Consider the following 24805-nt stretch of genomic DNA (forward strand, 5'->3'; position numbering starts at 1 on the left):
ATTGTCGTGGATATGAGTTCTGATAAGACTAAGGAAATAGCCTTGAAATATACACCAAATGTTTTTTCTTATCATCAGTCGGGAACTGAGGCGAGAAGTGCGCAAAAAAATTATGGTCTCTTGCAAAAATCGACAGGAAAATTTTTATTGTCTCTTGATGCGGATATGAACATAGATAATGGGGTAGTTAAGGAGTGTGTTTCTAAAATGACGCAAGACATGCAGTTAGTAGGGCTTTATATTCCGGAAATAATCTCGGGCGATGGCTGGTGGAGCAAAGTCAGAAGATTTGAAAGAACCTTTTACAACGGCACTGTTATCGACGGGTTAAGATTTTTCACCAAAGAAGCATTTTTGAAAGTCGGTGGCTTTGACGAAAATCTTTATGCTTGTGAAGATTGGGATTTGGATAAAAGACTGAAACAGTTAGGTAAATTTGGCATTATTAGCCTTCAGCTTTATCATAACGAAGCGGAATTTAACTTAAAAAAATATTTGAGCAAAAAGGCCTATTATTCAAATAACTTTGAAAAATATTTTTCCAAATGGGGCAAGAGCGATCTGGATGTAAAAAAACAGTTTGGATTATATTATAGATATTTCGGAGTTTTTATAGAAAATGGTAAATGGAAAAAGTTATTATCTCATCCAATTTTAACATTAGGAATGTATTTTTTGAGAGGATTGGTGGGGATAGTTTATTTAACCAGTGGGGATTATAAATAATATATATGTATTGTTCAAAAGTATACTTTCCTGTTTTTCAAAAAATGCCTTTACCCGTAAGGCATCTGATAACGAAAATAGTTAATAAACCAGTTTTAAAGAAAGGAGTAAATATATTCGGCTGGACCGTTTTTGGCCCCAACGTTTTCATTGACGAATATAGTTATTTGTACCGGCCGAGAAGATTGGAAAACATAACAATAGGTAAACTTTGTTCTATCGCTGATGGGTTATATTGTATGCCGCACCAGCATAATTTTTATAATTATTTTAATTATAAATTTAACGATTATTATTCGCCATTCTCTAAAAAATATAGAAGAATTAATCAGACCGATATAATTAAGAATATTAAAATTGGCAACGATGTTTACGTGGGTTGCAATGTCACAATTTTAGGTGGCGTCAATATTGGTGATGGTGCTGTTATCGCCGCCGGAGCTGTCGTCAACCGGGATGTCCCTCCCTATACAATTTATGGTGGGGTGCCAGCAAAATTTATTAAGGAGAGAGAAATGAACGATGTTAGAATAAAAAACGTTGATTACTCTAGTGATAATTATCTTTCCGAGGTAGAGAGCATCATTAAGGATTATTCAATTAAATTGTGAATATAATCGTATAGAAAAGCTGGCATGATAATAACTGTAAATTAAGATGCAAATAAATGTTTGACGAATACTTGATTCACCTTTGCTGTCCCGAATGCAAAAGTGATTTGATTAGCGGGGACAACGTTTTAGTTTGTAAAATTTGCAAAACGAATTTTGAAATTAGGGAAAAGATTCCTGTTTTGAAATGCAGAGACTTATTAAGTGGGCACTATATTGATCAAATAAATTATTTTGAGCATGAAATGAACGACAGATTTTGCCGGTATAAACTTGAAGAATGGCAAAATAGCTACGTAAAAAGATTCCTGAAAAATTTTAGAGATTTAAATAATAAATTAGTCTTGGATTGCGGGACGGGGAGCGGATATTTAGCTTTAGAATTGGCCAAGCTAGGTGCGAAAGTAATAGCCTGTGACCTAACGCTAAAAAATTTGATAAATTTAAGGAAGGTTGCCGCGGAATTAAATTTATTAAATAAAATTATTTTTATTTGCTGTTCCGCCGAGGCATTACCTTTTAAGCGCGGTATTTTTGATTATTACATTTCCAATGCCGTACTGGAACATTTGCCGAAGGAAAAAGAAGCTATTGCGGAAATGAGCCGGGTCTGTAAGAATACTTCGGGGTTAATGATTACTGCGCCATTGTCAATTATATATCTAAATCCAATTTTCATTCCCGCAAATATTGTTCACGACCGGCGAATAGGGCATCTCAGAAGATACGATGAAAAAATTTTGACAAACAAACTAAAGGATTTCAAATTGATTAAAACATATTACACCGGCCATTCAAAAAAAGTTTTAAAAGCATTAATTAATCATTTTTTAAAAAAGATTATATTCAACGAGCTTAAAATGGAAAAAGAAGACGAGAAAAAGGAGAACAGAGTGATTTTTGCCAGCAACATAATTTGTTTTTTTAAGAGATGATAATTATGAACGATAAAAAAATCGTAATATATTCGCATAATGGGCATAATTCTAGACGAGGCAATTGGGATGAGGAACTGGTTAATTATCTTGTTAATCGGAATTATGGCGACATTTTGCATTGCAGATTTCCTTTTGGTAAAGATTCGCTTAAATCAATAAGATTATTCCTTCATCAAAATAACACACTGAAAATACGCGAGTCATGGATAAAATTCGATAGTCCAGAAATAATTTCTTATATTAAAGATTTTTTCTACGGTTTTTTCTACGGCTTTATTTATTTTAAAAATATCGATTTATTCGTCGGGACGAATAATTTGTTGACTTTTGTAGGTTTATTTTTTAAAAAACTTGGTCTGGTTAAAAAAGTCGCCTATGTTGTAATTGATTATACGCCAGTCAGGTTCGACAATAAATTAATCGATTCGGTTTATTACTTTTTAGATAAAATCGCTTGCTATCATAGTGATGTAGTTTGGCCCCTAAATGTTAAAATGCTGGAGGGCAGGGAAAAAGATGGCAGAATTGATTTGCGACGCGTAAATTTTAAGGAGGCGCCATTCGGCAATAATTCCATGTCTTTTAATAACGAGGCTGGCAAGAACCACGATAGGCACAAAATAGTATACTTGGGAAACATTCTGAAAAACAAAGGTTGCGAATTATTCGTACCGACAGTTAAGGCATTATTAGATTCCGGTCTGACAGATTTTAAAATGGAAGTCATCGGGAATGGCGACGTCGATTATCTTGCGCAGGCGATAAATACCAACAATTTAGGCGGCTACTTTAACTTGCGAGGTCGGATCGAGAACCAGGATGAAATTAACGGCATTTTATTAAGATGCGGTATTGCCATCGCGCCTTATTATCCCGCAGACGAAAACAGCTATAGTTATTATGCCGACCCGGGAAAAGTAAAAATATATCTGGGTTGCGGACTGCCGATCGTGATAACCGATGTTCCGCCGATTGCCAAGGATATCGTTGCCAATCAAGCGGGCTTGATAGCTGGTTATGACGCCGGGGATTTTGCCGATAAAATTTTGGAAATCTCGGAAAATTATGAACTTTATCGCGCGAATGCTATAAAATTTGGTAAATTATTTAATTGGAACATAATCTTTGAAGAATTGTTTAAGGATATTAAAATTTGATAAAAATAAATCAGAGTTTTATTAATATGCCGATTATCAAGGATCAAGAATATTTTTTTGATATAGACTCCAAGATCGATAAGGAAATAAAGAAAGATTTTTTTTTCGATTATTCAGTTAAGGAGATTCTGTTGGGATTCAATTGGCTAAAGAATATCCATTCTGTTTTGGATTACGGCTGCGGCATTGGGGTGACATTAGATTTGTATCTAGAAACGACTAAAAATTTTAGTGCCGTTGTCTATGGGGTAGACATTTCGGCGGGTGCGATAAAGAGAATAACCGATAAATATAATGCAGATAGTTATCATTTTTTCAGGATTCAAAATAATCAAATACCTCAAATCGCTGATGGCAGTATTGATGGGTGTTATATGATCAATGTTTTGCACCATTCCGAAGACCACCTAGTAATTTTTAATGAAATATTTAGAAAATTGAAAACGGGCGGAAAATTTTTTCTTTCTGATCTTTCTTATAATAATTTTATAATTAATTTTGGCAGAAATATTTTTATTTATCTCCCCAATTTTTTTAAAAAAAGATTTTCTAACGATTTGGTTATTGACGGAAATATTCCCGCGAAGTACAACGTGGACATTGAGGAAACTACAAATCAATTAAAAGCGGCCGGCTTCGAGATAGAAGAGATGGGCTTTGGCCATTTATTTGTTTTTATTTTCGATTGGCTGAATAAACTATTCTTTATTAAAAAAATACCCTTTTATGATCAAATGCTAAAATTATCAAACAGTATGGAAACTTTTTTGTTAAAGCATGCCTTTTTCCAAAAAAAATCGCACATTTTTTATATTAAATGTTTAAAATCTGATAATGAAAATATTACATAATCTTGATTTTAAAACTATATTTGTAATTCACTACGAATATTTTGTTTTTGCGGTAATTTTTGCATTTCCGATGTTTTTTTGGTTTTCAGGCGGTAATGCAATCTTCGGCCATGATGGTTCAATTTTGATCAATCCTTCCTTGGATTTTGCCAAATTATTTTATTCCATGTGGTCTGATTACTTTAACGGGACGCTTCTGAGCAACCAGGGAATGATTGTTTTCGCCGGGATTTTGTATTTGTTCAATCTGATAAAATTAGCTTTTGTAATTCGAGCGATTATTCTTTCGCTGGTGTTCGTATTGCCGGTTGTCTCAATGTATTATTTTTTGCGGACATTCCTTGATAGTACTGGCAGGAATAAAATTTATTTGTTGGTATGTTCCTCGTTCTACGGTCTAAATTTTTTCGTAGTTCAGCGCTGGCACGAGGTTCAGTGGGCTTTTTTAATATCCTACGGTTTGCTTCCTTTGCTTTTGGTTGTAATTTATCGTTATTTGATAACGGGTAGATTTAAATATGTATTTTCAGGCTTGCTGATCCTGCTATTAAATTCGATTAATATTTCTGACCCACCGGTCATAATAGGTTATTGGGGGATTACTATTTTGTTGTTGATCGTGCTCTCCGTTGTTTTTAGAAAAATTCAGTTATCGGTAATGATAAAAAGATTAGTAATTTTTTGCGTGCTTTCTTTCTTGAGCGTTTTGTTTGTCATTATTCCGTTGCTTTATGTGATTCTTGGAGTTAAATCTCAGGAATTTTCCAATACTGGCATTGGGCTGGATTATGTGAATTTAACTATGCAGCGCGAGGGGATACTTGGTTTAGTCAAGCAAATGGGTTACTTTCTTTTGTATACGGAGCGGTATACGGGAGGGTATTTCTATGAATTTATTAATCATTATTTTTATAATCCGTGGTTGATATTAAGCGTTTTCTTTATAACTATTTTGTCTTTAAGCAGTTTGCTCATTAAGCAGAGAGACCATTTTTTATCTTTTTTTTCGGGCATAACAATCGTTCTGGGGCTGCTTTTAGCAAACGGAATCCAAGATCCGACGGGAGGTTTATTCCGTTGGCTTTTCTTGCACATTCCATTTTTTTGGATTTTTCGCAGTCCGGATAATAAGTTTTATCCTTTATACCTTTTTGGCATTTCCCTTGGTTTGGCTATATTTTTCGTGCAATCAAAAATTAAAACAAAAATTAAAAATTTTCTGCTCGTTTTGACTTTAGGCGCGATTCTAATCTATGCTTTTCCCATTGTACTAAATCTGGTTCCGCAACCGCAACATCGAATAAAAATTCCCGATGATTACCGGCAGATTGCGCAGACATTGAATCTGCAAAAATTGGATTTTAACGTAGCCATTGTCAATAAAAATTATTTCGGAGATTTTATCTGGAAAAATGATGCTAAATTTGGCGGCGCCAACCTATTGCTGCCTCTGCTGGTAAAGGGGATTATCTGGAATCCAGCCGACAGCTATTCTTATAAAAATAACACCGAAATATACAACAGCGCTCTTTATGGCAATTTGAATATAAACGAGAGGATCTTGGCGCTCCTAAATATCAAGTATTTAATTTTGAATAAGGATTTGGACTATAACCAGCTGACAAAAGCCACTAATTTGGTTTATAGAGAAAATACTTTGGCTCAATACGAGGATGCTCTGAAAAATTTTACAGTTGCGTTAGAGAATGATTATGTCAGGGTTTATTCGTTGAATAGGCCGCCTATTAGTGTTTTTTATACCCCAGATAAAATTTTATATCCTAATCAATCCGGTGCTTTATCTTCGGTAGTTTTGAATTCCATTTATGAAGCTCGTGCCGCAATATTTTTTAATAATCAGGCCACGGTCAGGAACAATCTTAATATTGATAAAAGTGTTGATTTTGGAACTGGCGACTTAGCCGAGGAGACCATTGACAATACGCCGGTTATCGAATACAAGAAGATTGATCCGACAAAATATCGGGTAATCATTCATGGCGCCAAGGAAAATTTTCCGCTGGTTTTTTCCGAATCCTTTCATCGGGGCTGGAAGGCGTATTTAGTTAAGAGTTATAAAGTTAGTAAAGTTGAAAGTAGTAATTTGGCGAATTATAAAATATTGGATGGCAATGAAGATGATCAGGCTACAACCGATGAAGTAAAAGGTTTTATCAATCGGGGATATGTTTCGACGCTCGGTGATTTGCAAGAAAAAAAGATCAGGCATGATAAATGGGTGAATAATAAAGAAGTTTTAGATTATAACGAAAAATATAAAATTGATTTTGTTTCGAAAAATTTTCAGGATACGATCCAAAATGATAATCTGCCCAATGGCGCTTTTTATGAAACTTGGTTTAAGAAGCCGATTGCCGACAACTATCATATTATGGCCAACGGTTATGCTAACAGCTGGATAATCGATTTGGACAAAATTTGCGGGCAAACCACCCCCAAACCCCTCCTTGCAAAGGAGGGGAGTGCTTGCGTCAAGAATGCGGATGGATCTTATGATTTTGAAATGGTGGTGGAATTTTGGCCCCAACAATTGTTCTATCTCGGCTTATTTGTTTCGGGCGCAACACTTTTGGGTTGCCTCGGGTTTTTGATAATTATTTGGCGCAGAGAGAAAAGACGCAAAGAAATGAAATAGCGATATTTAAAATATGGAAAAAGATGATATTGTCATAACTATTAAAATTCCCGGCCTGAATAAAAGTATTTTGAGGTCATTCGCGGGCTGGATCAAAGCTAAAAAATGGTGGCTGGCGGTTTTGGTAATTTTAGAAGTATTGATTTTCTGGAAACTCGGAATCAGCGCCGGTTTATTGTGGCTGGTGTTTATTTCCTTTTTGTTTTTTGAGTGGGACGCCAGGATCGTCGCTTTTTTTGCCTTGGTTTCCCTGGCTTGCTGTCCGTTCTTGCTGATTTTTAAGAATGAAACTTTGGCTGAACAAATGGCCGTTTACGCCTATTATTTTTTGATCATGACGGTGGTTTTGCAGATTGTTGAATATTGGAGCAATCCAAAACAGGTTGCCGGCGAAGAAAACGATGATTAAAATAGGATTTTTCTTGCGGTAGAATTATGTTTACTAAATAGATCCTTCGCGCGGCGCTCAGGATGACAAAAAAGCGCGGAATTGCAAAAAGAGGAGATGACAAATAAATATGTCAAAGGAGACTTTAGGTAATATATTTTTTTTCGCAATCGTTTGCCTGGTTGTTTTATGGCAAATGTTTTGGCCGGGGTATATTTTAACCCTGGATATGGTTTTTGCGCCGCATTTGAACTTTAATGCTTGGTTCAGCGAAGGCAATTTTTTAAATTCCTCGCCGCTGATCTATCTGTTAAAATTTTTGAATTTATTTTTGGCCGGCTGGGTCATTCAAAAAATATTAATTCTCGGCTTGTTTTTTTTGATCGGTTATCTGGCTTATCTTTATCTGCCGGTGCCGAAGAAAAATTATGCCCGCTATTTCGCGGCGCTGGTTTATCTGATTAATCCGTTTGTTTATGAAAGATTTTTGGCCGGTCAGATAACCGTTCTATTTGCTTATGCTTTTTTGCCGCCGTTTATCGCGGCGCTGATCAGATTTCATCGCCAGCCGCTTTGGAAAAGTGTTTTTAAATTATTCGGCTGGTTGATTTTGATAAATATTTTTTCGTTGCATCTTTTCGTGATGAGTGTGCTGGTGCTGGCGGGATATTTTGCGGTGAGTTTTTTCTTAAGACAAACCACCCCCAAGCCCCTTCCTTCGACAAACTCAGGACAGGCTCTTGAGAAGGAGGGGGATTTAACACACCCCGTCTCGTCAGGGACGAGCCACCCCTCTCGAGAGGGGAATTTTAATCCACCCCGCCTCGCTAACACACCCCGTCCGCGCGGCGCGGCCACCCCTCTTGATAGAGGGGATTTCGGCACCCCTCCCGGGGAGGGGAATTTAACACACCCCGGTTCCGCGGCGGAACCACCCCTCTTAATAGAGGGGACTTTTACTCGCCAGTGGGATTGGGCGATAAAATTTCTGGTTGGTGGGTTGGTTTTTTTGGCAATCAGTTCTTACTGGCTGGTGCCGTATTTTCTTAATCAAGATTCGTCGGTCATTAATAATTTTGATCAATCCAATTGGCAGGCGTTCAAGACGGCGGGCGATAAGCATTTAGGAACGGCCGTTAATGTTTTGTCTTTGTATGGGTTTTGGGAAGAGCATGAAAATTGGGCGGGCTATTTCATTTGGCCGAAAGATAATTATGTTTTTTGGCTGATCGCGACGCTGGCTTTGCTTATCTTAATAATTAGCGGCATTATTTGGGGCGTAAAGGAAAAAAGAAAGTTGGCGATTGCTTTAACATTGATCGGCTTGGGCAGTTTTATTTTTTCTTGCGGAGCAGGGGATACTATTTTTAAAAATTTGAATTGGTGGCTGTTCGAACATTTTTCTTTTTGGCGAGGTTTCCGCGATAGTGAAAAATGGACCAGCTATCTGGTTTTGGTTTACGCGATTTTTGGCGGTTGGGGCGTTAGCTGTCTTAGCGAATTTTGGCAGAAGAAAAGAATTGAGAAATATTTCGTCTATCTGCTGATGACATTGGCGATTTTAGGAACATATACCGAGCTGGGCGGATTTGCCCGGCAATTGCAGCCGGTTTGGTATCCGGAATCCTGGTATAAAGCCAAACAAATTTTAGATCAGGACAAAGAAGATTATCGGATTTTATTCTTACCCTGGCATGCTTATCTTTCTTTGAATTTTAATCATAAATTGATCACGGCCAATCCGGCTGACCAATTTTTCGGCGGTAAAATTATCCAAAGCCGCAATATGGAAATGCCGGGAGCGTCCGGCAATTATATCGATCGGAAATATATCGCGCTGGACAAAATGATTACCGATGATAATTTGAGCGCCGAGATGATGCTTGATGTTTTGCAAGAGAATAAAATTAAGTACATAATTTCTCTCCCTGATCTGATTGGCGCGGATAAGTATCAATATAATTTTATTAATCAGGGTAAAATTAAGCCAATATTAGAGGAAAATGATTTAAAATTATTTACGGTCAGTGCGAAGTAATGTATAATATTAAACGAGGAGGCAGACTGTGGATAACTCCATAATGAAGATTCGCAATTTTTTTGGTTTAAATAAAATTATTAAAAAGTAAAAAATTATGCTCAAAAAAGCGATCATTTTAAGCTTGGCGGTGGCGGCAATCGTCATTGTTTCCGGCAAACTGGACAAAGGAAATTTATTTAACATTCAAGCGGCTTACGGCTACGGCGGCAGTGTCAGCGTATCGTACTGCTCCAGCGTCGTCTATGGCGATTGGAAAGCGTGCGCCAGCGGTTATCAGTATCGCGATGTCTTAAGCCAATTACCGACTTATTGCCAATTAACCGCGACTCAACAAGCGGCGAGAACGGCAGTTTGCGGTCAGACGGCGAACGTAACGACTCCGTCAACTCCGGAAAACGTGACTACCCCGGCTGCTAATGTTTTGACGACAATCGCTAACGAAGCTACGCTTATCAGCGCCGATAATACGCCAACTTTATTGACGATGTTGGGAACTTCGATCGACGCGAACAAAGCACAAGCCAATTTAGTAACATATAAGTCAATTTTTGCTCTGGACAACCAAATCAGTTCGGTGGAAAAAACAACGGTTAATGATTTTATCACCTACGGAACTCCCAGCACTTTGAAATTAGGCGCCGGTGAACGGGCGGGAGTCGTTAATTCGTATTTCCAAGCCTTTAAGAAAATGCCGGTTGCCGAGTCGGGTTGGTCTGATATCCTTAAGATCGCCAATGGCCGCTGGCCGGGTGAAACCAGCGCGGTTGCGGAAAATCAGGCTAAAGTTGAGTTTAAAAAAGTTTACGGTCGTAATCCGGTAATGACCAACACCTACGATTCGAACGCGGTTACAATTATATCTTACGGTTTGATACCGGCTAAACGCAATTTGGCCAGTGAAAAGGTCGCCATTAATACTTTCCGCCATTATTACGGCTATGCCCCGTCCAGCGCTTTGGCCTGGAACGTGGTTCGCGCCATCGCTTATTCCGGCGCGAAAAGATAATTAAGATCTGAAGAAAAGAAGATAAAAAAACGTCAGCTCAAAGCTGGCGTTTTTGATTTGTTCGGTCACCTTGGGCGGGGTCGCGTTTGAAATGACACTCAAAGCCTAAAATGATATAATCGAAAGTGATATATTATTGATTTGTCAGGTCGCTAATCGCGGCAGAGTCCGCTTCGCCCGTCCCAAGCTTGCCGAAGGGCGAGGCTCTGCCGGGGTCAAAAGTAATATTAGAATTTCAGATTTTTAACAATATAATTCATTAAAAAAGTTATGAATAATTATTCGGGATTAAGCGCGGAAAAGGCAAAAGGGCTTTTGGCCGAATTCGGACCCAACCAGATTTATGAACCGGAAAAGATCAGTTTTTTCGGCATCGCCCGGCACGAAGTTACCGAGCCGATGATCCTGCTTTTGCTGGTGGTCGGCGTGGTTTACAGCATCTGGGGAAAATTGGGGGACGCGATCACGATCTTCGCGGTGATCTTCGCTTTGGTTTTCGTGGAAGTTTATAATGAATTCCGCGCCAAGAAAGCGATCACCGCTTTGGGCGAAATCAGCGCGCCCAAAACCAAGGTTTGGCGCGAGGGGAAGATCATGGAAATAGATTTGGCGAACGTCGTGCCCGGCGACCTACTTGTTCTGATTACCGGGACAAAGATCGCGGCTGACGCCAAGATCACGCAAACGCCCGGCTTGGAAGTCGATGAATCGGCATTGACCGGCGAATCTTTCGCGGCGGAAAAAAAGATTAACGAATATATTTACGCCGGCACAACCGTGACGCAAGGAGAAGGAATGGCGGAAGTGGCGGATACGGGAAAAAATACCAAGATCGGCAAGATCGCGAGTATCGCCAAACAAGTCAAAGCGCCGCGGACGCCGTTGCAGCTGGCGATGAGATCGCTGGCGGGAAAATTGGTTTACGTGGCTATTTTCTTTTCCATCCTGATTCCGGTGATTGGCTTTTTCCGCGGCCAGGATTTGAAAATGATGATTTTGATCGGCTTGTCTCTGGCCTTCGCGGTTATTCCGGAAGAATTGCCGATCGTCATCACCATGGTTTTGGGGCTTGGTTCTTATACTTTGTCGCGCCATAATTTTTTGGTAAAAAAATTGAAAGCGGCGGAAACTTTGGGCAATGCCACCGTGATCCTGACCGATAAAACCGGAACGATCACGGAAAGCAAGATGAAGATCGTCTCGCTTTATCCCGCTGACCGGCCGCAAGAAATTATCCGGCAGGCTTTTTCGTCTTTGTCCACCTTCGCTTTGTCCGCCCTGGATTTGGAAATAATCAGCCGCGCCGAAGAAATGAAGCTTGGCGAGCCGGGGGCGATCAAATTGCAGCGGAGTTTTGGCGACGGCCGAAAAACCAGAAGCGTCATCCGCCAAGCGGCCGAAGGTTTTGAATTGATCATGAGCGGCGCCCCCGAGGAAATTTTTTCTTGCTGCGCCGATGCAAGCGATGAAGCCAGGCGGGAATTATCGGATGAAGCCGGCAAAGGAAGAAGGGTGATCGCCATTGCCGTAAAAAAAATAGCCGCGCTTGATCAGGGCGGTTGGACCGAATGGGAAAAAAATCTGGACTTTGTCGGTTTGATCGGTTTTGAAGATCCGCCTCGCGCGGGAGTGGAAAAAACCATTGCCGAGGCTGCCCGAGCCGGCATCCGCACCATAATGGTTACCGGCGATCATCCTCTCACCGCCGCTTTTGTCGCCGCCGAGGTTGGCATAGCTTTAAATGGCAGCGAGGCGATGACCGGCCAGGAATTGGACGGTTTGTCTGATAGCGAATTGCAAAAGGCGGTTAAAACCAATTCGGTCTTTGCCCGCGCCACTCCGGAGCATAAATACCGGCTGGTGCAAGCCTTGCAAAAGAACGGCGAGGTGGTAGCGGTGACCGGCGATGGCATCAACGACGCGCTGGCGCTCAAAGGCGCGGATATCGGCATTGCCATGGGGATCAGAGGCACGGACGTGGCCAAGGAAGCCGCCGAGGTCGTCTTGGCCGATGACAATTATGTTACGATCGCCAAGGGGATTTTCGAAGGCCGGAAATTCTTTGATAATTTGCAGAAGGGGATAAAATATTATCTGTCAGTCAAGGCGGCGCTGATCATGATTTTCCTTTTGCCGGCAATACTCGCGATTCCTTTGCCGTTCGCGCCGATTCAGATCATCATTTTGGAATTATTCATGGATCTGGCCGCCTCGAGCGGATTTGTTTCCGAGCCGGCTGAAAAAAATATTTATACCCGGCCGCCCAGAGATCCCAAGCTAAGCATGTTCAGCAACCCGGAAATTCTGGACGTTTTGCTTAAGGGCGCGTTCTTGTTCGTCGCGGTCATTGGCGTTTATTTTTTCGCTTTGTCCCGGCATTTCCCGGTGCTCGAGGCGCAGACCATGGCCTTTTCCGCCTGGATCATCGGCCATATCGCCTTGGCTTTTGTTTCGCGGGCCAAAAAAGAAACGCTGGTGTCGCTTGGCTTTTTCAGCAATAAGATCATCAATCTTTGGGGCATCGCGGCTGTCGCCTTTCTTTTAGCGGCGATGTATCTGCCCGTCTTCAGCCGCTTGCTCAATTTGGAACCGCTTAAGGTCATTAATTTGATCATTGTCGCGGCCGCGGTCATCGCCTTCATCGGTTTATTGGAGATAAGAAAAATTATCTTTAAAAAATAAGCAGGAATTATGAATTAGGATTTATGATTTAAGCCTTAATTTTTAAATCGTTATTCTTAAATCTTAATCTATGAACTACAATGTCTTGGCTGGCAGCGGCACGATTTTAAAAACCGCGGCGGCTTTGAAAGAAAGAAACATTTCCGCGCAAGTAGTGGCAAACAAAGGCGAAGCGTTGGAGGTGGTTAAAAAATTGTTACCGGCGGGCGCGGAAATCATGACCGGCGGATCGACCACCCTGGAACAGATCGGTTTCGTGGATATTCTCAAAACCGGTCAACATCCTTGGCGGAGTTTTAAGGATAAAATTTTCGCCGAATCTGATCCGGCGAAGCAGGGGAGATTGCGGCAAGAAAGCTGTCTGGCGGAATATTTTCTGGGCTCGGTGCACGCGGTAACGGAAAAGGGAGAGATCGTGATCGTTTCCAATACCGGCAGTCAATTGCCTTCCTATGTTTTTTCCAGCAATAATGTGATTTGGATAGTCGGCGCGCAAAAGATCGTTCCAAACTTGGATGAAGGTTTGAAGCGCGTCTGGGAATATTGCCTGCCGCTGGAGGATCAGCGCCAGAAAAGCATTGGCGCGAAGGGTAGCGATATCGGAAAAATCGTGATCTTCGAGCGGGAAGTCTTACCTTTCAGAAAAATAAATTTGATTTTTGTCAGCGAAATTCTCGGATTTTAGAAAATATCAAATAACCAATAAAAAATAGCCAAACAATATTTTAATATTTAAATATTTTTTTAGTATTGGTTATTTGATATTGGATATTTAATCTATGTTTTTTTATCTATATCTGATTTTTGCCGCTCTGCTGGCGATTGCTTTGATAATTTTTATTATTACCTTCGGCGTGCCGATCTTTACCGGCGCGCCGTTTGCGGTTTCTTCGCGCCATAAGATAAAGAAGATGATGCCCTTGATCAAGGAGGCGGCGGCGGGAAGAGAAAATTTAACTGCGGTCGATCTGGGTTCGGGCGATGGCCGCATCGTTATTACTTTGGCGCAAAACGGTTTTATCGCCCATGGTCTGGAAATCAATCCGTTCCTGGCCTGGTATTCCAAATTAAAAATTAAATTGGCTGGTTGCGGGGGAAGAGCTTTCATAAAGCGCGCGAATTATTGGCAGGAAGATTTTTCGCGGTATGACGTGGTGGTTTTGTTCGGTGTTTTCTATATCATGGAAAAATTGGAGAAGAAATTATTGAGCGAATTGAAGCCGGGCGCCGTTGTCATCTGTAATCACTTTTTTTCCCCACCTGGACGCCGATCAAGCAGGAAGGCGATATCTATGTTTATCAGCAGCGCTGATTGACGAAAAAATTAATTTGTGGTATAACGGCTGGAACACTTAATTAAGGAGGTAAAAGTGAAAGCGGCCTATTTGCATATCTTAGCCACGAGAATCGATGGCGATTGGGTTCGCCATGTATTAGACAAAGGATTTGATCTGGTTTTTTACGTCGATTATCTGGAAAGCGATAAGGGTCCGCAGACTTCGACTTGGGCGCTGCAGAGAACGGAGCAGCCTTGCACTTTGAAAGGAAAAAGCATTGTCGATTGGTTGACGATGCGTCTGGAGCAAAAAGTCCCTAATAAAAAAAGCTATTTCTGGTTCATCAGCTTGCCGAGCCGAAAAGATTATAGCTCAGAGATTAGAAATTATTTGGTGGGCGGCGGAGTGGACGTGATTGACGTCGATATCCGCCAAGTTAAGAATACCGCCGATATCGATGCGGTTTTGGCCAAGCAATAAGTCGAGCTACTGCGGTTTTCCCAACACCGCAGTTTTTTATTCTATGATATAATTAGTTTGAGATTAAATGATAAATTATGCGTTATGATGTGGCGGTAATCGGCGGAGGCCCGGGAGGAATGATGGCGGCCGGCAGAGCGGGCGAATTGGGCGCCCGCGTGGTTTTGTTGGAAAAAAATAAGCGTTTGGGCGCGAAATTATTAATTACCGGCAAAGGCCGCTGCAATATTACCAACCAAACCGACTCGGAGCGGGAAATGATCGAGGCTTTTGGCAAGAATGGAAAATTTCTTTATCCGGCTCTGAAAAAATTCGGCGTAGCTGACGTCATTGATTTTTTTGCTAAACAAGGAGTCAAGACCAAAGTTGAGCGCGGCAATCGGGTTTTCCCAACGAGCGATAGTTCGCGCGATGTTTTGGACGCGCTGGTAGATTATTTAAACAAAGCAAAAGTGGAAATCAGATATAATTCGGCCGTTAAGGAAATTGCCGTTAAAGACAAGCGGATCGAAAAAGTCGTTTTGTTCGGCGGGCGTGTTATTGTCGCTGACAAATATATTTTGGCCACTGGCGGCAAATCTTATTCAGCCACCGGCTCGACCGGAGACGGTTATGCCTGGCTTGCCAAAATGGGCCACACGATCACGAAATTATCGCCGGCGCTCGTGCCGATAATCGTTAAAGAAAAAATCGTTAAAGAATTGGAAGGTTTGAGTTTAAAGAATGTAGAGATCGGTTTGTATAAAAACAGCAAAAAGATCGATTCCCGGTTCGGCGAAGCTATTTTTACGGCCGACGGGATGAGCGGCCCGATAATTATCGATCTGAGCGGAGCCATCGGCGAGTATTTGCCCGGACAGCTTAAATTGGCCATTGATTTTAAACCAGCCCTGGATTACCCAACGCTCGATCAGCGCTTGCAAAAAGATTTCGCTGCGGCGCCCAATAAAATGTTTAAAAATTATCTTGATGAGCTGCTGCCGCAAAAATTAATCCCAGTGATTATTAAACTTTCCGGCATTGATCCGGCCAAGAAAGTAAATTCGGTTACTCGCGAAGAGCGAAAAAGATTATTGCATCTTTTAAAAGAATTTTTTTTGACGATCGGGGGCTTGGCTGGTTTTGATCAGGCGATCATTACTTCGGGCGGAGTGGCGTTAAACGAAGTTGATCCCCGAACAATGCGTTCGAAAATTATCGATAATCTGTTTTTAGCCGGAGAAATTTTGGATCTCTCTGGCCCGACCGGCGGCTTCAATCTGCAGGCCTGCTGGAGCACGGGTTACGTCGCCGGCGAAGGCGTGATAAATACGTAGGAACGCAAAATATTGCGTTCCCACGGCAGCCGAACTAAAAATAGCCACCACGTGATGACTATTTTTTGGTATAAATCAAAATCTATATCTGCCGCGCTTAAGCCGTTTCCGGCTCGGCGCGCGCCAATAGATTTTGCGTTTGAAAGATAATTCGCCTTTAGCGCGCCTGAACTTTCCTTTACGAAAGCGATAAATGATCGGCCGGCTATTGGATATTTCCATGTGAGCGATATCGCCATCGGAAATATTTTCCAGATGTTTGATGATCGCCCGCAGAGTATTGCCATGAGCGGAGATGATGACATTGTTTTTCTTGGCGAGCCAAGGCGTTATTTCCCGGTGCAGATAGGGGATCACTTGCTGATAAACATCTTCCAGACTGTCGCCGCCCGGCGGCCGGCCGGTAAAGCTGCGCCGCCATTCCAAAACTTTTTTTTCGCCATATTTTTTTCTGGCTTGCGCTTTGTCCATTCCTTGCAGGCGGCCATAATACCGCTCATTCAGAATCGGCGTCGAATAGATGGGGATTTCCTTGCCGGTTAATCTGGTAGCGTAGCGATCGTGGTCGCCGTCTTTTTCTCCTCGGTGCAAAAAAATTCCGGTCCGATCCTGGCTGGATAAAATAATCAGCAGCGTTTCCTGCGCCCGAGAAAGTTCGGAAGTGAAAGCAACGTCGATTTTCAGCTGCCTCAATTCTCTGGCGTTCAAAACCGCTTCTTTGACGCCCAAACGGCTCAAGGGCACGTCTACCCAGCCGGTGAATTTGTTGGATAAATTCCAGCGCGATTGGCCGTGGCGGATCAAGATCAAATAGCTCATAGAAAATAATTAATAGTTCTTTGTCTTTATTTTATAACTTTTTTCCGATTTGGGTAAGAGCGGTTTGATAAGTTCACGCTTTCCTGATAATATAGATAATCCGAATCTACAAAATACCCGAACGCCCCAAAAACTACAAATCGAAAATGTGTTCGTAAAAAAGTTCGTAGTATTCGGATATTTCGTAGGTTCGGATTATATTTTAATTTATCTTTAATAATGGATAACACTCAAGAAGGAATTGAATACCCCGTAATTATCAACAAATATCTGGCCTTGAAAAATATTTCCAGCCGCAAAGAAGCGGACCGGCTGCTTAAGGCTGGCAAAATCACGGTCAATGGCAAACCGGGGGAGCCGGGGCAGATGATTAAGGCCGGCGATAAAGTTGAAGTTGATCTGGGCCGGAAGAGTTTGGTTTATTTGGCTTTCAATAAACCGCGCGGGATTATCACCCATAGTCCGCAAGGGGAAGAAAAAAGTATTGCGGATATTTTGCGCTTTCATCTTCCGGTTTTCCCTATCGGCCGTTTGGATAAAATGTCATCCGGCTTGATAATTCTGACTAACGATGGGCGGATTACCGACAAATTATTAAATCCGGATTTTGCCCATGAACGGGAATATGAAGTTGACGTTGATCGTCCGCTCACCCCGGAATTTTTGCATAAAATGGCGCAAGGCGTCGAGCTTGATGACGGCTATCTTACTAAAAAATGCCGCGCCAAAAAGATCCGCGACAAGACTTTTTTGATAATTTTGACTGAAGGCAAAAAACATCAGATCCGCCGGATGTGCGAAGTTCTGGGACAAAAAGTCGTTGATCTGCATCGTTTAAGAATTATGAATATCGGTTTGAATGGCTTGCCGGCGGGAAAGTATCGGCAGATCGTTGGTCTGGAATTAAAAGAATTTCTTAATGTTTTGGGATTAAATTAAGCTTGGTCTTTACAAAAAATAAAAGATGTGCTTTAATAATGTAAACCAATACACATTAAATGTAAATCAATACACATTAGCAGAAGGGGATTAACATGGCTGCGAAAATGATTGAAACTTTGCCTGAGGTATCAATTTGCGTCGATTGCGATGACCCTGAAAGAAAGGCCCTGTTGAAACAAGTGATCATTGATGGCGGATTGGTGAAAACCGTTTTTGCCGATAACAGCCATTTCACAACCGATCTAATCATTGTTGACCAGATTAGCAAAGCGTTCGAGGCCAGAGAATTTATCAACCAAACATTTATTTACATTCCGGCTGATGAAAAAATCAAGTATGCTTTGCCGGCCAATGTCTGGGTGCTCACAATAGATAAGCTTCTCGACAGTCTTAAAACGGCTCATTTTATCGCGGCATTGAGCGAACAAAAAAAGTGTCGCGAAGGCTTGCGGCAATAAAAAGACATACGATAAAAAAGAAAAAAGGCGTTTGGCTAAAACCAGGCGTTTTTTAATTATGATAAATAACCGATAAATTAAAATCCCTTTTTGCGCCACCTTTTTTAGTTAAGCGTTCTGTGCTAAGATAACATCACGATAATAAGCCTTTAAATAAAAATATGTACAAGAAAAAAAAGATCGCCCTGAAAAAACATCGCAAAAAACAGGGGAAAAAAGTCGGCAATTTGCGGTATTAATTCATCAGCGAAAAATTTGAACCATCTTTGATGAATAATAATTTGTCAGCCGCTGTTTTAGTAAAATAAAAGACGGAAATGCTTGATGCTTTCCGCCTTTGTTTTCGCCTTGTTTAGGCTGAAAATAATGTTCGCTTAAGGCAGTCGATCCTTTCCGCCTTTGATCCCCTGACAAAAAATTGATATTTGATAACGTTGCCGGGATGAATTGGCGGGATTAGATCCAAATTGTATTTCAGGAGGTTGAAGTATTCCGCCTGCCCGGAAATGATCCCGATTTGCCGCTCAACCCCTTTGGGGTGCAAAGCAATGATTCGGATGATTCCGTCAATGGCCTGGTCCGTGTTTAATTTAATATCATCGGCCGTCCGACCACCGGCAGCCAACCAATGTCTGGTGCGTACTTTTTTCCACCCAAAAAAGCTGAACGGTCTTAACCTGGCGCAAGCTTTGGCTCTTTTCCACCAGCGTTTGCTCGGGATTTCTTTTACGCCGGGAGGAAGGATGGTGTTTAATCCCGGGTAGACTCTCTTGCTTTTGCCGTTGTTTTTCCATTCGAGCAAACCGGTTAGCAGATCGAGCGTTTCCATTTCATCATACCTTCCCGAGCAGAAGAAATAATCAGGCCGCAAAGTTGAAAGTAGCCCCCGGAAATTCTTTTTAATGCTTGCTTGCAATTTCTCCTTGCCCCATTCAGTAAGAGCATAAACGCCGTTTTTTTTCATCTTGGATTTGCCGCTGGCAATCAGGTAGATAATGACCGGCCGCACGTCTAACTCAGTTTCATGTTCATTTATATTATTCATGATTGGCTCCTGGCTATAGTGAAAGGAACAATATTGTAACAAGGTAAATTAGCAGATTTGTAAATATTAGTCAATTTGGCCGATTTTCCCCGACGACTTAATTTTATGGGCTTGACGGTGCGAGCAAAAATGATACAATTTAATCATAAAAACAATATTTAATTTATGGAAAATAAAAAATTAATTTTATTCGGCGTAATTTTGGGCATCTCTTTGATCATCGGCACTTCGATCATTGCTTGGTCGCTCATAACGATCAAGGCCGCCCAGGATCAGATCACTGTTTCCGGCTCGGCCCGGCAGCGCGTCACTTCCGATTCGGTAAAATGGACTGGCAGCTTTTCGCGGATCATCGCGCAATCCGGAACCAAGGATGGCTACGCGCAGATGAAAAAAGATGAGAACGCGGTAAGAAAATTTTTAGCTGATAATGGCATCAAGGCTGAAGAAATAAATATTTATCCGGTGATGATGCAGGAAAATTATAATTACAACAGCAATAATTCCAATTTGCCCAAGCTATATACTTTAAGCCAGACCGTCGAAGTGCGCTCGAGCGACGTCAATAAGATCAAAAATTTGGCGGCCAATATCCAGCCGCTGGTCGATCAAAATGTTTTCTTTTCCACGACCGCTTTGGAATATTACTATACCAAGCTCGCCGAGATGAGAATCTCGATGCTGCCGGATGCCATCAAGGATGCCAAAGCGCGGGCCGATAAGATCGCCGAGGGTTCGGGCAAAATAATCAAATCGATTAAAACCGTCGATATGGGAGTGGTGCAGGTGCTGTCGCCGAATTCGGTGGATATTTCCGATTACGGCAGCTACGACACTTCCAGCATCGACAAGGAAATAATGATCACCGTCAAAGTAGTTTTTAATCTTAAATAATTTTTAAATAAATGATCCCTCCGCCCAGGGCGGATGGGATTTTATTTTTTAAAATAGAAGCTCTTTCTTTAAAGAGGCTGTCTAATAAGTTGCTTTCGTAGCGAGAGTTTCAAATTTCGAGCAGAATTTTTTATAATTTTTTGAGCTTATACGGGTGTATAGGCGAGAAAATTTAGAAAAAATTATGCCGAAATTTGAAAGTCGCAGTAGAAATGAACTTATTAGACAGCCTCTACAGGGGGCTGTCGGCGAATGCCCTTAAAATAAAAAGAAAGTTCTTTTAAGAAAATTTAATGAATGAAAATCACGCGGCAGTTGTCTGGCTGATATTCGGCCTTTGTGTCATTTTTGGCATAATCGCCGTCTATTTGACACCATTAGCCAGGGCATTCGGCGCCTAAAAAAACAGAAAGAGCCTCTTGGGTAGGAGGCTCTTTTTCGTTTTACCGGGCTTTGGCAATTTTTGCCTTTTTTCTTTTTAGCGTTATTTTTTTCTGAATTTTTTTCTGAAAGTGAAAGCCGGATACTGATAGCTGGTATTTTTTTCCGCTCGCAGGTTAAGCGCTAACGAAAGAACATAGGCTAACTCTTCAAAGCCTTTTTCCCCGTTTTTATTCAAAAATGCAATGTCATATTTGCCGTTTTTGGTTTCCATGGCGGTCCAGTTTATTTCGACCCTGTTTTTATCCAGGGCCAGAAGAATTCCTTCTTTTTCAATAAACATAATAGTGTCGCCATTCCGGATTTTTCGGCTTTTTTTAGTTTCAACATCAAACATACTTCCTCCTTTTAGCTTGTTGATGGATGATTTTGAGGCGTGAAAGGTCATTTAAAGTTATCATTTTATAATTGTTTTGTCAATGGTTCTCGGTAAATTGGCAAGAGCTATCGCATTTTATTCAAAGTGTTTCAAGTTTGCCGTTAAAATGTTAAAATGATTAAGGCAATATTAATTAATTAAATCATCTTATGCAAATCAAATCAGGTTTAAACCAGTTTAAAAATGAACGAGTTTTATTGGCCGTGGCCGGGGATCGGCGGGCTAAATTTTTTATCGCCGGCAACGGTGAAATTGATTTAGTTGGCGAGATCGAAGAGCTGGTTCCGAAATATGAAGACAACGAAGGATTTTTCGGCGGCAAGAAGGGCGGCAAATTAAGCCGGATGGGCAACCCTAACCATGAAGTGAATAAAGAATATTTATTTAATAAATTATCGAGCAAGTTCGAAGAAAAAGTTGGGGAAGCGGAAGCGAAGGAGGGGGCGATGTCAATCTATCTTTTTGCCCCGGCTTTTATTCATACTATGCTGGTCAAATCTTTGCCCAAGGCGATGGCCAAGCGGATAAAAATGAATATCGCCGGAAATTTTTTGCACGCGACGCCGTTCGAGCTTTTGGAATTGATCAGCAAAAATACCGTGGGCGGGAAAGTGATCACTGGCGGGAAGGCGAGAAAGATATTGGAAAGATAAATTGTAATACTAATGTCATACGAATACATACTAATTTAACGAATATTTTTTTAGCACGCATTCGTCATATTAGTATGTATTCGTGGATTAGTATTACAATCGGCAATTGATAATGAAAAATAAATCGCTGCTCAAACATCCTTACAAATTCGCCGCCATCGGCGGGGCTTTTTGGGGCTTAACTTTATTTTTATCGACTTTAATTTCAACGGCCACCGGCTATGGCGCGGCCTTCTTGAATATGGTCGGCGGAATCTATCCCGGCTACGAGATCAGCTTTTCCGGCAGTATCAATGCTTTGTTTTTTGGCTTCATGGACGGTTTTATCATCTGTTTTCTGATCGCTTACTTCAGCGGCGGAAGCAAGAAAGTAAAAAGTAAAAAATAATCCGAACCTACGAAATACCCGAATACTACAAATTTTTTTACGAAAGCTGACTTTGTAACCAATCTGGTTTTCGGTTCGTAGGGTTCGTAGTATTAGTATATTTTGTAGGTTCGGATTATGTTTATAATAAATAATTTTTGTGTTATAATTTAAATCTAAAACTAATTAACCAATTAACTAATCAACTAATTGACTAATCTATGAACATCGCTATCAACGGCTTTGGCCGGATCGGCCGCTCGGCTTTCAAAGCCATCTTGGACAAAAATCACCCGGAAAACAGGATCGTCGCCTTAAACGATCTGACCGACACTAAAACATTGGCGCACCTATTGAAATACGACAGCGCTTATGGAATTTACAATAAATCGGTTTCGCATACAGAAAAGGGAGTGGTTGTTGATGGCGTGGAATATCCGGTTTTTGCGATCAAAGATCCCATGGCTTTACCCTGGAAAGATTTGGATGTTGATCTGGTGATCGAATCAACCGGAATTTTTACCAGTATCGATAAGGCGAGCATGCATCTGGAAGCCGGCGCCAAGAAAGTCGTTTTGACCGCGCCGTCAAAAGGGGAAGGAGAAATGAAAACGATCGTTTTGGGCGTTAACGAAGAAGAACTGACGGCGGAAGACAATATTTTTTCCATGGCTTCTTGTACGACCAATTGCCTGGCGCCGATGACCGCGGTGATTGAAAAAGAATTCGGCATTGAGAAAGCGATGATGACTACGACTCATGCTTATACGGCCGATCAAGTTTTGGTGGACGGCCCGCATAAGGATCTGCGCCGCGCCCGCGCCGCCGCCGCCAACATCATTCCGACCACGACCGGCGCCGCCTTGGCTGCCGCCTTGACCATCCCGGTCCTGAAAGGAAAATTCGACGGCTTGTCTTTGCGCGTGCCGACCATCGTTGTTTCCATTTGCGACACGGTTTATTTATTGAAGAAAGAAGTTGATGTCGAAACCGTCAATAACGCGATCATTGCGGCATCAAAGACGGAAAAATTAAAAGGCATTTTGACTTATACGAACGAATCGCTGGTCTCGACTGATTTTATCGGCAATCCTTATTCCTCGATCGTTGATCTGTCTTTGACCAAAGTCGTGGGAGGCAATCTGCTTAAAGTTATTTCCTGGTATGACAACGAATGGGGCTATTCCAACCGTTTGGCGGATATGGCGGAATATATTAGGAAGAATAACTTGGTATAGAACTTTACGAACTACGAATTTTTACGAATATACGAATCAGCTAATTCATGCGGGGTTTTTGAATTCGTATATTCGTAAAAATTCGTAATTCGTAGAGAGAAGACTTATGGATATAATAACTAAGCTTAAAGACGCCGGGCTGAAGGGTTGCGGCGGCGCATCATACCCAACTGCCGATAAGTGGCAGGCGGTTAAGAATGCTTTCGGGCCGAAAAAATACGTCATCTGCAATGCCTCGGAGGGCGAGCCGAATGTTTTTAAGGACGGCTATATTTTGAAAAATTGGCCGGAAAAAGTTGTGGACGGAATGATGATGGCAATCGATTTTTTGCACGAGCATGAAGTTAAGGTTGAAGGATATATTTTTATCAATCACGATTATTCCCGGAAATATGGCCGGTTTTTGGCGCGTGAAATTCAAAAGCGCGGCGCCCCAATCGGAATTTTTGTGAAGCCGGAAGAAGGCGGATACATCTGCGGCGAAGAAACTACGATCTTAAATACGATTGAGGGAGGGAAGTCCGAACCAAGATTAAAACCGCCGTTCCCGACCGAGCGCGGACTTTGGGGCGAGCCGACCATTATTAATAATGTCGAAACTTTTTATCACGCGGCGAAAATCGCTGAAGGAACTTATCAAACAGTCAGATTCTATAGCGTTAACGGCGATTGCGCCCATCCCGGCGTTTATAAATTAAGCGACAATCGCTCGATTCAGCATGCGATCGCCGAAACCAGAAATTGGCCCAAGTATGATTTTTTTGTCCAAGTCGGCGGCGGTTCGGCCGGCGAAGTTTTGAATCAGCATCAGCTCAATGCTATGCCAACCGGCGCGATGTCTTTAACTATTTACCGCACGTCTAAATGGCCGGCCCGCGATCTTTTCCGCCATTGGATCGGTTTTTTCTTAACCGAATCCTGCGGCCAGTGCGTCCCATGCCGCGAAGGAACTTATCGTTTATACGAAACTATTAATGTTAAGAATCCTGACTGGAAACTATTTTTCGATATCCTTGACGATCTTTCCGAATCATCGTTCTGCGGCTTGGGATTATCCGTGCCAACGGCCATTGAATCGTATATAAAAAATGTTTTGTTAAATAAAGATTTAAATATAAAGGATACCGATAAAGAAAGCATTAAGAAGCTTTTTTAAAACCATAAATTTTTTATTTTTTGTCATCCTGAGCGCCGCGCGAAGGATCTATTGTCCGTAAAGTTGAAATTTGTCAGATCAAAATTTTGAATGATGAAAAATGAAATTTGTACAAAATAGATCCCTCGCCAGGGGCTCGGGATGACAAATTAAAAAAATGAATAAATTAAAGGTAACAATTAACGGCAAAGTGTATCACGTTGAGCCGGGCCAGACGGTTTTGGAAGTCGCCAAACAAAATGGGATTGATATTCCGGCTTTGTGTTGGCATCCGGATTTTCCCG

General features: G+C 41.6%; 25 protein-coding genes. 22 read left to right on the forward strand and 3 right to left on the reverse strand.

Annotated elements, in window-relative coordinates; genetic code table 11:
* From PHE24_05690 to PHE24_05755, 14 genes are all read left to right on the forward strand, one after another.
* A partial coding sequence (locus tag PHE24_05690) for a glycosyltransferase (protein ID MDD4902595.1) occupies positions 1 to 726 on the forward strand: 726 nt, incomplete at its 5' end.
* A 5-nt stretch (positions 727 to 731) separates the two neighbouring features.
* Positions 732 to 1337, forward strand: coding sequence for a CatB-related O-acetyltransferase (locus tag PHE24_05695; GenBank protein MDD4902596.1), 606 nt, complete (start codon positions 732 to 734; stop codon positions 1335 to 1337).
* A gap of 56 nt (positions 1338 to 1393) precedes the next feature.
* Positions 1394 to 2272 carry a methyltransferase domain-containing protein gene (locus PHE24_05700; protein MDD4902597.1) on the forward strand — a complete coding sequence of 293 codons (879 nt, stop codon included), beginning with the start codon at positions 1394 to 1396 and terminating at the stop codon, positions 2270 to 2272.
* A gap of 5 nt (positions 2273 to 2277) precedes the next feature.
* On the forward strand, positions 2278 to 3432 hold the full coding sequence (locus PHE24_05705; protein ID MDD4902598.1) for a glycosyltransferase: 1155 nt from the start codon (positions 2278 to 2280) through the stop codon (positions 3430 to 3432).
* A gap of 26 nt (positions 3433 to 3458) precedes the next feature.
* Positions 3459 to 4283 carry a class I SAM-dependent methyltransferase gene (locus PHE24_05710; protein ID MDD4902599.1) on the forward strand — a complete coding sequence of 275 codons (825 nt, stop codon included), beginning with the start codon at positions 3459 to 3461 and terminating at the stop codon, positions 4281 to 4283.
* A 70-nt stretch (positions 4284 to 4353) separates the two neighbouring features.
* The gene (locus PHE24_05715; GenBank protein MDD4902600.1) at positions 4354 to 6939 is read left to right on the forward strand and encodes a hypothetical protein; all 2586 of its coding nucleotides are present in this window, start codon (positions 4354 to 4356) and stop codon (positions 6937 to 6939) included.
* A gap of 13 nt (positions 6940 to 6952) precedes the next feature.
* The gene (locus PHE24_05720) at positions 6953 to 7348 is read left to right on the forward strand and encodes a hypothetical protein (protein ID MDD4902601.1); all 396 of its coding nucleotides are present in this window, start codon (positions 6953 to 6955) and stop codon (positions 7346 to 7348) included.
* A 109-nt stretch (positions 7349 to 7457) separates the two neighbouring features.
* Entirely contained in the window at positions 7458 to 9365 is a 1908-nt protein-coding gene (locus PHE24_05725; protein MDD4902602.1) for a hypothetical protein, read from the forward strand.
* Positions 9366 to 9462: 97 nt separating this feature from the next.
* Positions 9463 to 10374: a hypothetical protein gene (locus PHE24_05730; GenBank protein MDD4902603.1), complete on the forward strand. Its 912-nt coding sequence runs from the start codon at positions 9463 to 9465 to the stop codon at positions 10372 to 10374.
* A gap of 270 nt (positions 10375 to 10644) precedes the next feature.
* Positions 10645 to 13056 (forward strand): cation-transporting P-type ATPase, encoded by a 2412-nt coding sequence (locus PHE24_05735; GenBank protein MDD4902604.1) that lies wholly within the window; start codon positions 10645 to 10647, stop codon positions 13054 to 13056.
* A 70-nt stretch (positions 13057 to 13126) separates the two neighbouring features.
* Positions 13127 to 13741, forward strand: coding sequence for a lactate utilization protein (locus PHE24_05740; protein MDD4902605.1), 615 nt, complete (start codon positions 13127 to 13129; stop codon positions 13739 to 13741).
* 94 nt (positions 13742 to 13835) lie between these two features.
* The gene (locus PHE24_05745; protein ID MDD4902606.1) at positions 13836 to 14372 is read left to right on the forward strand and encodes a class I SAM-dependent methyltransferase; all 537 of its coding nucleotides are present in this window, start codon (positions 13836 to 13838) and stop codon (positions 14370 to 14372) included.
* 54 nt (positions 14373 to 14426) lie between these two features.
* The gene (locus PHE24_05750) at positions 14427 to 14813 is read left to right on the forward strand and encodes a hypothetical protein (protein ID MDD4902607.1); all 387 of its coding nucleotides are present in this window, start codon (positions 14427 to 14429) and stop codon (positions 14811 to 14813) included.
* Positions 14814 to 14890: 77 nt separating this feature from the next.
* Positions 14891 to 16129, forward strand: a complete 1239-nt coding sequence (locus tag PHE24_05755) for an NAD(P)/FAD-dependent oxidoreductase (protein MDD4902608.1) — start codon at positions 14891 to 14893, stop codon at positions 16127 to 16129.
* Between the two features lie 75 nt (positions 16130 to 16204).
* On the opposite strand, the gene PHE24_05760 is transcribed toward PHE24_05755, so the two are convergent.
* Complete coding sequence (locus tag PHE24_05760; GenBank protein MDD4902609.1) at positions 16205 to 16948, reverse strand: histidine phosphatase family protein; 744 nt, start codon at positions 16946 to 16948, stop codon at positions 16205 to 16207.
* Between the two features lie 219 nt (positions 16949 to 17167).
* Between PHE24_05760 and PHE24_05765 the strand changes: the two genes are divergently transcribed.
* The gene (locus PHE24_05765; protein MDD4902610.1) at positions 17168 to 17887 is read left to right on the forward strand and encodes a pseudouridine synthase; all 720 of its coding nucleotides are present in this window, start codon (positions 17168 to 17170) and stop codon (positions 17885 to 17887) included.
* A 95-nt stretch (positions 17888 to 17982) separates the two neighbouring features.
* The gene (locus PHE24_05770) at positions 17983 to 18348 is read left to right on the forward strand and encodes a hypothetical protein (GenBank protein MDD4902611.1); all 366 of its coding nucleotides are present in this window, start codon (positions 17983 to 17985) and stop codon (positions 18346 to 18348) included.
* Between the two features lie 352 nt (positions 18349 to 18700).
* On the opposite strand, the gene PHE24_05775 is transcribed toward PHE24_05770, so the two are convergent.
* On the reverse strand, positions 18701 to 19393 hold the full coding sequence (locus tag PHE24_05775; GenBank protein MDD4902612.1) for a hypothetical protein: 693 nt from the start codon (positions 19391 to 19393) through the stop codon (positions 18701 to 18703).
* A 165-nt stretch (positions 19394 to 19558) separates the two neighbouring features.
* On the opposite strand from PHE24_05775, the gene PHE24_05780 reads away from it, so the two are divergent.
* Positions 19559 to 20287, forward strand: a complete 729-nt coding sequence (locus PHE24_05780) for an SIMPL domain-containing protein (protein MDD4902613.1) — start codon at positions 19559 to 19561, stop codon at positions 20285 to 20287.
* Between the two features lie 484 nt (positions 20288 to 20771).
* Here the strand turns inward: PHE24_05780 and PHE24_05785 are convergent, their stop codons facing one another.
* Positions 20772 to 21065 carry a hypothetical protein gene (locus tag PHE24_05785; GenBank protein ID MDD4902614.1) on the reverse strand — a complete coding sequence of 98 codons (294 nt, stop codon included), beginning with the start codon at positions 21063 to 21065 and terminating at the stop codon, positions 20772 to 20774.
* Between the two features lie 191 nt (positions 21066 to 21256).
* On the opposite strand from PHE24_05785, the gene PHE24_05790 reads away from it, so the two are divergent.
* The 5 genes from PHE24_05790 to PHE24_05810 all read left to right on the forward strand — a co-directional run.
* The gene (locus PHE24_05790) at positions 21257 to 21760 is read left to right on the forward strand and encodes a hypothetical protein (protein ID MDD4902615.1); all 504 of its coding nucleotides are present in this window, start codon (positions 21257 to 21259) and stop codon (positions 21758 to 21760) included.
* Positions 21761 to 21872: 112 nt separating this feature from the next.
* Entirely contained in the window at positions 21873 to 22148 is a 276-nt protein-coding gene (locus PHE24_05795; GenBank protein ID MDD4902616.1) for a hypothetical protein, read from the forward strand.
* A 200-nt stretch (positions 22149 to 22348) separates the two neighbouring features.
* Positions 22349 to 23365, forward strand: coding sequence for a type I glyceraldehyde-3-phosphate dehydrogenase (gene gap / locus PHE24_05800; GenBank protein ID MDD4902617.1), 1017 nt, complete (start codon positions 22349 to 22351; stop codon positions 23363 to 23365).
* Between the two features lie 106 nt (positions 23366 to 23471).
* Positions 23472 to 24521 carry an NADH-ubiquinone oxidoreductase-F iron-sulfur binding region domain-containing protein gene (locus PHE24_05805; GenBank protein MDD4902618.1) on the forward strand — a complete coding sequence of 350 codons (1050 nt, stop codon included), beginning with the start codon at positions 23472 to 23474 and terminating at the stop codon, positions 24519 to 24521.
* 157 nt (positions 24522 to 24678) lie between these two features.
* The coding region (locus PHE24_05810; protein ID MDD4902619.1) for a 2Fe-2S iron-sulfur cluster-binding protein at positions 24679 to 24805 on the forward strand (127 nt) is incomplete at its 3' end.

It is taken from the genome of Patescibacteria group bacterium, assembly GCA_028707065.1.
Taxonomy (GTDB): Bacteria; Patescibacteriota; Patescibacteriia; order Patescibacteriales; family WJLG01; genus JAQTUZ01.

What these genes read in the sequence shown, in the direction of transcription:
- PHE24_05695 (MDD4902596.1), top strand. Translation starts at nt 732, where the DNA reads ATGTATTGTTCAAAAGTATACTTTCCTGTTTTTCAAAAAATGCCTTTA.
- PHE24_05700 (MDD4902597.1), top strand. Translation starts at nt 1,394, where the DNA reads ATGTTTGACGAATACTTGATTCACCTTTGCTGTCCCGAATGCAAAAGT.
- PHE24_05705 (MDD4902598.1), top strand. Translation starts at nt 2,278, where the DNA reads ATGAACGATAAAAAAATCGTAATATATTCGCATAATGGGCATAATTCT.
- PHE24_05710 (MDD4902599.1), top strand. Translation starts at nt 3,459, where the DNA reads ATGCCGATTATCAAGGATCAAGAATATTTTTTTGATATAGACTCCAAG.
- PHE24_05715 (MDD4902600.1), top strand. Translation starts at nt 4,354, where the DNA reads ATGTTTTTTTGGTTTTCAGGCGGTAATGCAATCTTCGGCCATGATGGT.
- PHE24_05720 (MDD4902601.1), top strand. Translation starts at nt 6,953, where the DNA reads ATGGAAAAAGATGATATTGTCATAACTATTAAAATTCCCGGCCTGAAT.
- PHE24_05725 (MDD4902602.1), top strand. Translation starts at nt 7,458, where the DNA reads ATGTCAAAGGAGACTTTAGGTAATATATTTTTTTTCGCAATCGTTTGC.
- PHE24_05730 (MDD4902603.1), top strand. Translation starts at nt 9,463, where the DNA reads ATGCTCAAAAAAGCGATCATTTTAAGCTTGGCGGTGGCGGCAATCGTC.
- PHE24_05735 (MDD4902604.1), top strand. Translation starts at nt 10,645, where the DNA reads ATGAATAATTATTCGGGATTAAGCGCGGAAAAGGCAAAAGGGCTTTTG.
- PHE24_05740 (MDD4902605.1), top strand. Translation starts at nt 13,127, where the DNA reads ATGAACTACAATGTCTTGGCTGGCAGCGGCACGATTTTAAAAACCGCG.
- PHE24_05745 (MDD4902606.1), top strand. Translation starts at nt 13,836, where the DNA reads ATGTTTTTTTATCTATATCTGATTTTTGCCGCTCTGCTGGCGATTGCT.
- PHE24_05755 (MDD4902608.1), top strand. Translation starts at nt 14,891, where the DNA reads ATGCGTTATGATGTGGCGGTAATCGGCGGAGGCCCGGGAGGAATGATG.
- PHE24_05760 (MDD4902609.1), bottom strand. Translation starts at nt 16,948, where the DNA reads ATGAGCTATTTGATCTTGATCCGCCACGGCCAATCGCGCTGGAATTTA.
- PHE24_05765 (MDD4902610.1), top strand. Translation starts at nt 17,168, where the DNA reads ATGGATAACACTCAAGAAGGAATTGAATACCCCGTAATTATCAACAAA.
- PHE24_05770 (MDD4902611.1), top strand. Translation starts at nt 17,983, where the DNA reads ATGGCTGCGAAAATGATTGAAACTTTGCCTGAGGTATCAATTTGCGTC.
- PHE24_05775 (MDD4902612.1), bottom strand. Translation starts at nt 19,393, where the DNA reads ATGAATAATATAAATGAACATGAAACTGAGTTAGACGTGCGGCCGGTC.
- PHE24_05780 (MDD4902613.1), top strand. Translation starts at nt 19,559, where the DNA reads ATGGAAAATAAAAAATTAATTTTATTCGGCGTAATTTTGGGCATCTCT.
- PHE24_05785 (MDD4902614.1), bottom strand. Translation starts at nt 21,065, where the DNA reads ATGTTTGATGTTGAAACTAAAAAAAGCCGAAAAATCCGGAATGGCGAC.
- PHE24_05790 (MDD4902615.1), top strand. Translation starts at nt 21,257, where the DNA reads ATGCAAATCAAATCAGGTTTAAACCAGTTTAAAAATGAACGAGTTTTA.
- PHE24_05795 (MDD4902616.1), top strand. Translation starts at nt 21,873, where the DNA reads ATGAAAAATAAATCGCTGCTCAAACATCCTTACAAATTCGCCGCCATC.
- gap (MDD4902617.1), top strand. Translation starts at nt 22,349, where the DNA reads ATGAACATCGCTATCAACGGCTTTGGCCGGATCGGCCGCTCGGCTTTC.
- PHE24_05805 (MDD4902618.1), top strand. Translation starts at nt 23,472, where the DNA reads ATGGATATAATAACTAAGCTTAAAGACGCCGGGCTGAAGGGTTGCGGC.